The 9,695-nt window shown below is 66.4% G+C and carries 5 protein-coding genes; 1 reads left to right on the forward strand and 4 read right to left on the reverse strand.

The features are described 5' to 3' along the window. The first annotated feature begins 39 nt into the window (after positions 1-39). Positions 40-489, forward strand: coding sequence for a Cif family virulence factor (locus PA6_RS21565; RefSeq protein WP_021703111.1), 450 nt, complete (start codon positions 40-42; stop codon positions 487-489). 91 nt (positions 490-580) lie between these two features. Here the strand turns inward: PA6_RS21565 and PA6_RS21570 are convergent, their stop codons facing one another. The 4 genes from PA6_RS21570 to PA6_RS21585 all read right to left on the reverse strand — a co-directional run bounded on the left by PA6_RS21570 (position 581) and on the right by PA6_RS21585 (position 9,576). Continuing rightward, entirely contained in the window at positions 581-2,032 is a 1,452-nt protein-coding gene (locus tag PA6_RS21570; RefSeq protein WP_021703112.1) for an efflux transporter outer membrane subunit, read from the reverse strand. Beyond that, complete coding sequence (locus PA6_RS21575) at positions 2,029-5,136, reverse strand: efflux RND transporter permease subunit (RefSeq protein ID WP_021703113.1); 3,108 nt, start codon at positions 5,134-5,136, stop codon at positions 2,029-2,031. The genes PA6_RS21570 and PA6_RS21575 overlap by 4 nt, the downstream gene beginning before the upstream one ends. Positions 5,137-5,284: 148 nt before the next feature. Beyond that, positions 5,285-8,377, reverse strand: coding sequence for an MdtB/MuxB family multidrug efflux RND transporter permease subunit (locus tag PA6_RS21580; RefSeq protein ID WP_021703114.1), 3,093 nt, complete (start codon positions 8,375-8,377; stop codon positions 5,285-5,287). Next, positions 8,374-9,576 carry an MdtA/MuxA family multidrug efflux RND transporter periplasmic adaptor subunit gene (locus PA6_RS21585; RefSeq protein WP_021703115.1) on the reverse strand — a complete coding sequence of 401 codons (1,203 nt, stop codon included), beginning with the start codon at positions 9,574-9,576 and terminating at the stop codon, positions 8,374-8,376. The genes PA6_RS21580 and PA6_RS21585 overlap by 4 nt, the downstream gene beginning before the upstream one ends. Between the last annotated feature and the right edge of the window lie 119 nt (positions 9,577-9,695).

Consider the following 9,695-nt stretch of genomic DNA (forward strand, 5'->3'; position numbering starts at 1 on the left):
GCATCGGCAAACCGTTTCCAAGCCCCTCAAGGAAGGTCGATGAAAAAGCTCGCGCTGTCTCTGCTCTGCCTGTTCGCACCGCTGGTCCACGCCGATCCGGCGCTGACTGAAAACAGCATCCGCAACCTTTATGCCCAGGTGGCGGCAGACGCTTCGCAACGTGACGTCGATGCCACCCTGGCGCATATGAGCGATGACGTGCGCATCCATATCAGCGCCGCCAAGGGCAGTATCGAGCTTGATGCGGACCAGTACCGCCAGCTGCTCAAGCAAGGTTGGAGTGGACTGGACGGCTACCGCATGGAAGTGGACATCGAGTCGATCGAGATCGCCGAGGACGGCCAGAGCGCCACGGTCAAGGACACTACCCGCGAAACCCTGAGCCTGCGCGGCCATGAGATGACCACCGGCATGCAGGAAACCGCCAGCCTGCGCCTGATCGAGGGCGAACCGAAGATCGTGCGCATCGAAGCGACGATCCAGCCCTAAAGCGCTGGGGGAACATCTGGGCGGCACTCAGATTGGCTGCGATGACTGCTGGCCGGCCGATATTGCGGCCAAGGCCGCACCCACAAGCTCCCTACTCTTCTACCGGCAGGCCCTGCCAGCCGCCACCCAGCGCCGCGATCAGCTGCACGCTGGCGATCAGGCGGCTGCCCTGCAGGGTTAGACGGGTGCGTTCGTTGGACAACGCGGTGGTCTGCACGCTGACCACATTGGTGAACTCCACGGTGCCGGCGCGGTACTGGTTGAGGATCAGGCGCAGCGATTCACGGGCGGCCTCCAGCGCTTCCTGCTGGACCACCGCTTCACGCTCAAGCACGGCCAGCTGCACCAGATAATCCTCCACCTCGCGGAAGCTGCCGAGCACGGTCTGCCGGTAGTCGGCCACGGTCTGGTCGTAGCTGGCCTCGGCCTGCTCGACGCGCGAGCGGATCAGCCCGCCATCGAACAGATTCAGTGCGAACGCCGGGCCAATCGACCAGAAACGGTTGGGCGAGCTGATCCAGTTGTCCAGGCTACCGCTGCGATAACCGCCGCTGGCCGACAGGCTGAGCTCGGGATAATAGGCGGCTTCGGCCACGCCGATTTCGGCGTTGGCGGCCATCACCCGGCGCTCGGCAGCGGCCACGTCCGGGCGCCGTTCCAACAAGGTCGACGGCAGACTTACCGGCACGCTGGGCAGAGCTGGAACCGCCTCGCGCACCGCCAGTTCGAACTCCGACGGTGCTACGCCGACCAGCACGGCAATGGCGTGCTCCAGCTGGGCGCGCTGGTATTCCAGGTCCACAGCCTCGGCCTCGGTGCCCTTGAGCTGAGTCAGCGCCTGGGTCACGTCGGACCTGGGCACGATGCCGGCCTTGTACTGGTTCTCGGCGATGCGATAGGCCTGCTTGTAGGCGGCGACGGTTTCATTCAGCAGACGCTGCTGCTGATCCAGCACGCGCAGCTGCAGGTAATTCTGCACCAACTCGGACTGCTGGCTGAGGCGTACGGCGGCCAGGTCGGCGGCGCTCGCATCGAGGCCGGCGTTTTCCGACTCCAGCTGGCGGCGCAGCTTGCCCCACAGGTCCAGCTCCCAGCTCACGCCGAGGCTAGCCTCGTAACTCTTGGACACGGTCGAGGCATTGGCGCCGCTGACGCTCACCCCGCCAGTGGTGCCGATGGTGCTGTCTCCCCCACCCTGCCCCGCGCGCGTCACCCCGGTGTTGAGCCCCAACGTTGGGAAGAAGCTCGTCCGTGCACCACGCACCAGGGCCTGGGCCTGGCGATACTTGGCTTCGGCCGAGGCCAGGTTCTGGTTGTCGGCATTCAGGCGCGCGATCAGTGCATCCAGCTCGGGGTCGTCGTACAGCGTCCACCAGTCGCCGCGCAGCGCGGTGTCGGCTGGTGCCGCGGACTTCCAGCCGGCGGCCTGCTTGAACTCGACCGAGGGGGCGCTCGCGGGCCGCAAGTAGTCCGGACCAACGGCGCAGCCGGCCAGAGCCAGGGCAACGAACAGGGACGAACAGCGGAGCAAGATGGGCTTCATAGCGGAGTTTCCAGAGCAGCATCGCTGCGCACGCCGCGCCAGCGGTTGACCCGGTGGCGCAGACGGTCGAGGTACAGGTAGACCACCGGAGTGGTGTAAAGGGTGAGCAACTGGCTGAGCACCAGGCCGCCGACAATGGCCAGGCCGAGCGGCTGGCGCATCTCGGCGCCTTCGGCCTGGCCGAGCAGCAGCGGCAGCGCGCCAAGCATGGCGGCCAGGGTGGTCATCATGATCGGGCGGAAGCGCAGCAGGCAGGCGCGGCGAATCGATTCCTGCGGACTCAGGTGCTGGTCGCGCTCCAGTTCCAGGGCCAGGTCGATCATCAGGATGGCGTTCTTCTTCACCACGCCGATCAGCAGGAACAGGCCCAGCAGCGAAACCATGCTGAACTCGCTGCCGGTCAGCAGGATCGCCGCCAGCGCGCCAACACCGGCCGAGGGCAGCGTGGAGAGGATGGTCAGCGGGTGGATATAGCTCTCATAGAGAATGCCGAGGACGATGTACACCACCAGCAAGGCGATCAGGATCATCACCGGCTGGCCCTGTGCTTCCTTCTCGAACTGGCCGCCGGTGCCGCCGAGCAGGCCCTGCACTTCGGTGGGCAGGTTGAGTTCGGCCACTGCCCGGCGGATCGCCGTGTTGGCCTGGTCCTGGCTGACCTCCGGGGCCAGCGAGTAGCCGATACTCTCGGCGGCGAACTGGCCCTGGTGGTTGACCCGGTCTTCCTCCAGGCTGCGCTCCCAGCGGGCAAAGCCGGACAGCGGCACACGCGCGCCGTCGGCGCTGATCACCTGAATCTGGTCCAGTGCCTCCGGGTACTGGGCGTAGACCGGATCGATCTCCATCACCACGCTGTACTGGTTGAGCGGCTCGTAGATGGTGGAGATCTGCCGCTGGCTGAACGCGTTGTTCAGCACGCTGGTGATCATCGCCATGTCCACGCCCAGGCGCTGGGCCGTGGCACGGTCCACCACCAGGTTGATCTGCTGGGCGCCCTCGCCTTCGTTGGCGTCGATGTCGGTCAGCTCCGGCAGCTTGGCCAGCGCATCACGCACCTTGGGTGTCCACTCCTTGAGCAGCGACAGTTCGCTGGCCAGCAACACGTACTCGTTCTCCGAGCTCCGGCCCTGGCGGCCGCCGAACTGCAGGTCCTGGTCGGACATCAGCATCAGCCGCGCGCCGGGCACCTTGGGCAGCTCCTTGCGCAGGCGATCCATCACCTCGCGGGCGGAAATATTGCGCTCGGCGATGGGTTTCAGGCGCACCACCAGGAAGGCGTTGTTGATCCCGCTCTCGCCGCCGATGAAACCGGCCACGCTGTGGATCGCCGGGTCCTTGAGCAGGCCGTCGCGGAAGGCGTCCATCTTCGGCTGCATGACCTGGAATGACAGACTATCATCGCCACGCACGAAGCCGATCAGTTGGCCGGTGTCCTGCTCGGGCATCAGGTTTTTCGGCACCGTGGCGAACAGGTAGAAGTTGCCGGCAATGGTCAGCAGCAGAGTGAACAGGGTCAGCCGCGAATGCGCCAGCGCCCACTCCAGGCTGCGTCCATAGAAGGCCAGTACGCGCTCCTGCACCCGCGCGCCGAACTGCTGCAGACGGCCGGGCGCGCGTTCCTCTTCTTCGGCCTTGAGCCAGCGCGCGCAGAGCATCGGCGTCAGGGTCAGCGACACGGCCAGGGAGATCAGGATCGCCGCCGTCAGGGTCACGGCGAACTCGCCGAACAGGCTGCCAACGATGCCGCCCATGAACAGGATGGACATGAACACCGCGACCAGCGACAGGTTCATCGACAACAGGGTGAAACCAACCTCCTGCGACCCCTTGAACGCCGCCGCCATGGGCTTTTCGCCGGCCTCGATATGCCGCGAGATGTTCTCCAGAACGACGATGGCGTCGTCCACCACCAGGCCGGTGCAGATGATCAGCGCCATCAGCGACAGGTTGTTCAGCGAGAAGTCCAGCAGGTACATCACCGCGAAGGTGCCGACCAGCGACACCGGTACCGCCAGTGCCGGAATCAGCGAGGCGCGCCAGCGGCCGAGGAACAGGAAGACCACCATGATCACCAGGGCCACGGCGATCAGCAGGGTACGCTCGGCTTCGTGCAGGCTGGCGCGGATCACCGGCGAGCGGTCCATGGCCACATCCAGCTGGGCGCTGGCCGGCATCACCGCCTCCAGGGCCGGCAGTTCGGCGCGGATGTCCTCGATGGTCTGGATGATGTTGGCGCCCGGCTGGCGGTTGACCACCAGCAGCACGGCCTTCTCGTCGTTGTAGAAGCCTGAGTTGTAGCGGTTCTCCACCGAATCCGCGACCCTGGCCACATCGCCCAGGCGCACCGGCGCGTTGTTCTGGTAGCGGATGATCAGGTCCTGGTACTGCGCGGCCTTGCGCAGCTGGTCGTTGGCCTGGATCTGCCAGTGGCGGTCGGCATCGGCGACATCGCCCTTGGGGCGATCCTGGTTGGCCTGGTCGATGGCGTTGCGCACCTCGTCGAGGGCCACGCCGTACTGGTCGAGCAGGCGCGGCTCCAGCTGCACGCGCACTGCCGGCAGCGAGCTGCCGCCGATCTCGATCTTGCCCACGCCCTGCACCTGCGACAGCTTCTGGGCGATCACCGTGGAGGCCAGGTCGTACAGCTGGCTCTTGTCCAGCTGCGGCGAGGTCAGCGACAGCACCATGATCGGCGCCTGCGACGGGTTGAACTTCTCGTAGGTCGGCATCGTGCGCATGCCGCTGGGCAGCAGGTTGCGCGAGGCGTTGATCGCCGCCTGCACCTCGCGGGCGGCGGCGTCCACGTTCCGCCCGATCTCGAACAGGATGATGATCCGCGTGTTGCCCTGGGCGCTGCGGCTGGTCATCTCGCTGATGCCGGCGATGCTGCCCAGCGCCCGCTCCAGCGGCGTGGCCACGCTGGAGGCCATGGTCTGCGGGCTGGCACCCGGCAGGCTGGCGCTGACCACGATGGCCGGGAAATCCATGTTCGGCAGCGGCGCCACCGACAGCAGACGGAAGCTGACCAGCCCGGCGAGGATGATCGCCAGGCTCAGCAGCAGCGTCGCCACCGGGCGGCGGATAAAGGGGGCGGAGAGATTCATGGGTAGCCTGCCGCCTCCCCTCTCCCCTCAGGAGAGAGGGTTAGGGGCGCCCGGCGTAGGGAGAGGGGCAAAGGCACCGCAGCAGCCCCGCTCTCTCCCCCGGCCCCTCTCCCGTAAACGGGCGAGGGGAGCAAAAGCCAGGCGCCGTTCACGCCGGCACCCCTGAAGCGCTACGGCCGAGCAATCGCCGCGGCAGGCGGTCGAAGGCCAGATAGATCACCGGCGTGGTGAACAGCGTCAGCACCTGGCTCAGCAGCAGGCCGCCGACCATCACCAGGCCCAGCGGCTGGCGCAGCTCGGCGCCGGAACCCGAGGCCAGCATCAGCGGAATGGCGCCGAACAGCGCGGCCAGGGTGGTCATCAGGATCGGCCGGAAGCGCAGCAGCGCGGCCTGGTAGATGGCCGCCTCGGGTGCCATGCCCTGGTGGCGCTCGGCCTCCAGGGCGAAGTCGATCATCATGATCGCGTTCTTCTTGACGATGCCGATCAGCAGGATGATGCCGATGATGGCGATCAGGCCCAGGTCATTGCCGGTCAGCAGCAGCGCCAGCAGCGCGCCAACGCCAGCCGAGGGCAGCGTCGAGAGGATGGTGATCGGGTGGATATAGCTCTCGTAGAGCACGCCCAGCACGATGTACATGGTGACGATGGCGGCCAGGATCAGCAGCAACGTGCTCGACAGCGAGGCGCGGAACGCTTCTGCCGCGCCCTGGAACTGGGTCTGGATGCCCGCCGGCAGGCCGATGCCCTGTTTGACCTGCTCGATCACCGCCACCGCCTCGCCCAGCGACACGCCCGGCGCCAGGTTGAACGACACGGTGACCGCCGGGAACTGGCCGATATGGTTGACCAGCAGGCTGGCCGGCCGCTCCTCGATGCGCGCCAGCGAGGCCAGCGGCACCTGCGCGCCGCTGGCGGTGGCGACATGAATGCGCTGCAGCGCCTGCGGTCCCAGCTCGCCGGCGCTGGCGCTCTCGAGCACCACGCGGTACTGGCTGGACTGGGTAAAGATGGTGGAAATCTGCCGCTGGCCGAAGGCGTCGTACAGGGCATCGTCGATGCTGCCGACACTCACGCCCAGCCGTGAGGCGGCGTCGCGATCGATGTTGAGGAACACCTGCAGGCCGCGGTTCTGCAGATCGCTGGCCACATCGCGCAGCTCCGCCTGCTGGTTCAGCGCAGTGATTAGCTTGGGCGTCCACTCCTCCAGCAGCGCGCCGTCCGGCGACTCCAGGCTGAACTGGAACTGGGTGCGGCTGACCCGGTCCTCGATGGTCAGGTCCTGCACCGGCTGCAGGTACAGGGCTATGCCCGGCACCTTGGCCAGCTCGGGGCGCAGGCGCTCGATCACCTCGCTGGCGGTCACCTCGCGCTCGCGGTGCGGCTTGAGGTTGATCAGCAGGCGACCGCTGTTGAGGGTCGGGTTGTCGCCGTCCACGCCAATGTAGGAGGACAGGCTGGAAACGTCCGGATCGCGCAGGATGACCTCGGCCAGGCGCTGCTGGCGCTCGCTCATGGCCTTGAACGAGATCGACTGCGGCGCCTCGGAAATGCCCTGGATCACCCCGGTGTCCTGCACCGGGAAGAAGCCCTTGGGCACGGCCAGGTACAGCACCACGGTAAGGGCCAGGGTGCCGATGGCCACCAGCAGAGTCAGGCCCTGGTGACGCAGGGTCCAGGTCAGGCCCACGGCGTAGCGCGCGATCAGACCGTCGATAAAGGCGCCGGCGGATCTGTAGAAGCGCCCCTGCTCGTCCTCTTTCTCGGCCTTTAGCAGGCGCGCGCACATCATCGGCGTGAGGGTCAGCGACACCACCAGGGAAATCAGGATGGCCACCGCCAGGGTGATGGCGAACTCGCGGAACAGTCGCCCCACGACGTCCGCCATAAACAGCAAGGGAATCAGCACCGCGATCAGCGAGAAGGTCAGCGAGATCAGGGTGAAGCCGATCTGTTTGGCGCCCTTGAGCGCGGCGTTGAACGGTGTCTCGCCCTCCTCCAGATGGCGCGCGATGTTCTCCAGCATGACGATGGCATCGTCCACCACGAAGCCGGTGGCGATGGTCAGGGCCATCAGCGTCAGGTTGTTGATGGAGAAGCCGGCCAGGTACATCACGCCGAACGTGCCGATCAGCGACAGCGGCACGGCGATAGACGGGATGATGGTGGCGGAGACCTTGCGCAGGAACAGGAAGGTCACCAGCACCACCAGGGCGATGGCCAGTACCAGCTCGAACTGCACGTCCTTGACCGCCGCGCGGATGGTCTGTGTGCGGTCGGTGAGCACCTGCACCTCCAGGCTCGCCGGCAGGCCCGCAGTGATCTGCGGCAGCAGTTTCTGGATACGGTCGACCACCTCGATGACGTTGGCGCCGGGCTGACGCTGGATGCTCAGCAGCACCGTCTCGTTGCGGTCGGCCCAGGCCGCCAGGCGCTCGTTCTCGGCGCCGTCGACGATGCTGGCCACGTCACGCAGGCGCAGCGCCGCGCCGTTCTCGTACTTGAGGATCAGGTCCTGGTACTCGACGGCCGATTTGAGCTGGTCGTTGGCATCCAGCTGGGAGACGCGGGTCGGACCGTCGAAGTTGCCCTTGGGCTGGTTGACGTTCTGCGCGGCGATCAGCTGGCGCACATCGGCCAGGTTCAGACCATGGCTGGCCAGTGCCTCGGGATCGACCTTGATGCGCACCGCCGGACGCTGGCCACCAGCCAGGCTGACCAGGCCGACACCGCTGATCTGCGCGATCTTCTGCGCCATGCGCGTGTCGATCAGGTCGTGCACCTGAGTCAGCGGCAGGGTGCTGGAGCGGATCGCCAGGGTCAGCACCGGGGTGTCCGCCGGGTTGACCTTGTTGTACACCGGCGGCGCCGGCAGATCGTTGGGCAGCAGGTTGCTGGCGGCGTTGATGGCGGCCTGCACTTCCTGCTCGGCGACATCCAGATTGACCTCCAGGCTGAAGCGCAGGGTGATCACCGAGGCGCCGCCCGAGCTGGTCGAGGACATCTGCTTGAGCCCCGGCATCTGGCCGAACTGGCGCTCCAGCGGGGCGGTCACCGAGCTGGTCATCACCTGCGGGCTGGCGCCCGGATACAGGGTCAGCACGCGGATGGTCGGGTAATCCACCTCCGGCAGCGCCGAGACCGGCAGCAGACGGTAGGCGATCAGACCGGTGAGGAAGATCGCCACCATCAGCAGCGTGGTGGCGACCGGCCGCAGGATGAACAGGCGCGAGGCGTTCATGCGCCCTGCTTCTGTGCTGCCTGAGCTTGCGGTTGCGCCAGGGCACCCGGCTCGTTGCCGATCACCTGCACCTGGCTGCCATCCTTGAGCTTGTCGATGCCTTCCAGCACCAGCCGTTCACCGACCTTGACGCCCTCCTCCACCAAGCTGGTAGCGCCGTCGCTGGCAGCGACCTTGATATCGCGGATCTGCACCTTGTCGCCCTCGCCGAGGACGAAGACGAAAGTGCCGCGCGCACCGAACTGCACGGCGGCGGAGGGAATCAGCGTGGCCTGCTGGCGGGTCTCCACGCGCAGGCGCACGTTGACGAACTGGTTGGGGAACAGCTGTTCGCCGGTATTGGCGAAACGCGCCTTGAGCTTGACGGTGCCGGTGGCCACGTCGATCTGGTTGTCCAGGCTGTGCAGCTCGCCTTCAGCCAGGCGCTGCTGCTCGCCCCGGTCCCACGCCTCGACGCGCAGCTTCTGATTGTCACGCACCCGCGCCAGTACCGGCGGCAGGTCCTTCTCCGGCAGGGTGAAGTTGACGGCGATGGGCTCGACCTGGGTGATCACCACCAGCGGCGTGGTATCGCTGCTGCGCACCAGGTTGCCGAGGTCCACCTGGCGCAGGCCGAGGCGACCGGAGATAGGCGCGCGGATGCGAGTGAAGTCGAGGTTCAGGCGGGCTTCGGCGACGGCGGCCTGGTTGCTCTTCACCGTGCCGCGGTACTGGCCGACCAGCGCCTGCTGGGTGTCCAGGGTCTGCTTGGCGATGCTGTCCTCGGCGTACAGCCCCCGGTAGCGCGCCAGGTCGATCTCGGCATTCTTCAACTGCGCCTGGTTCTGCGCCAGGGTGCCCTCGGCCTGCTGCAGCGCTACCTGATAGGGACGCGGGTCGATCTGCGCCAGCAGGTCGCCGGCCTTGACCAGTTGCCCCTCCTCGAAGAACACCTTGACCAGTTCGCCATCCACCCGCGAGCGCACGTTGACCGTGTTCAGCGCGGTGACGGTGCCGAGGGTCTTGAGTTCGATATGGAAATCACCGCTGCCGACCTCGGTCAGGCGCACCGGCACCGGGCCATCCCAGGGGCTGTTGCCGACTTTCTTCGCGGCAGGCTTACCGGGCAGCAGCCACCACAGCAGCAGCGCACCGAGCAGCACGACCAGGGCAATCAGCCAGCGACGGGAAATACGGGGGGTGGCACGGAAATCGGGCATGGCGCGGTATCACTTTCCTGGGGAGGATGAACGATAAGTACTCCCAGCAGCCAGGCAAAGGGTCTTTACCGCCTATTTACCCTTGTTTGACGTAACAAGACGTTAGGAATTTAGGGAAA

Source organism: Aquipseudomonas alcaligenes NBRC 14159, assembly GCF_000467105.1.
In the GTDB taxonomy this organism is placed as follows: Bacteria; Pseudomonadota; Gammaproteobacteria; order Pseudomonadales; family Pseudomonadaceae; genus Aquipseudomonas; species Aquipseudomonas alcaligenes.

Excerpts from the sequence above, each read along its gene's own strand:
- PA6_RS21565 (WP_021703111.1), top strand. The coding sequence starts at position 40 with ATGAAAAAGCTCGCGCTGTCTCTGCTCTGCCTGTTCGCACCGCTGGTC.
- PA6_RS21570 (WP_021703112.1), bottom strand. The coding sequence starts at position 2,032 with ATGAAGCCCATCTTGCTCCGCTGTTCGTCCCTGTTCGTTGCCCTGGCT.
- PA6_RS21575 (WP_021703113.1), bottom strand. The coding sequence starts at position 5,136 with ATGAATCTCTCCGCCCCCTTTATCCGCCGCCCGGTGGCGACGCTGCTG.
- PA6_RS21580 (WP_021703114.1), bottom strand. The coding sequence starts at position 8,377 with ATGAACGCCTCGCGCCTGTTCATCCTGCGGCCGGTCGCCACCACGCTG.
- PA6_RS21585 (WP_021703115.1), bottom strand. The coding sequence starts at position 9,576 with ATGCCCGATTTCCGTGCCACCCCCCGTATTTCCCGTCGCTGGCTGATT.